The sequence below is a fragment of the Pseudomonas sp. SIMBA_041 genome (assembly GCF_046535095.1).
GTDB lineage: Bacteria > Pseudomonadota > Gammaproteobacteria > Pseudomonadales > Pseudomonadaceae > Aquipseudomonas > Aquipseudomonas mucoides.
Map to the genome: position 1 here is coordinate 1 of NZ_JAWRXJ010000886.1, position 239 is coordinate 239.

A 239-nucleotide genomic window follows, 5' to 3' on the forward strand; every position below is an offset into this window, starting at 1 on the left:
GGCGTCGATCACCAGATCATATTTTTCGGCACGAATGCTTTGTTTGAAGCCGATCGAGGGCAACGGTGCCCGGGCCGCGGCCAGGATCATTGCCGAGCAGCCGGATCTGGTGATCCTCGACCTGATGCTGCCCGGTGAAGACGGCCTGAGCATCTGCCGCAAGGTTCGGGATCGTTATGACGGAGTGATCCTCATGCTCACCGCCCGTACCGATGACATGGACCAGATCATGGGCCTGG

General features: G+C 59.8%; 1 protein-coding gene. It reads left to right on the forward strand.

The annotated features are described in order from the left end of the window. Positions 1-239, forward strand: a 239-nt coding sequence (locus SB725_RS33695) for a response regulator (RefSeq protein ID WP_410923757.1), incomplete at both ends; no start/stop codon positions are given.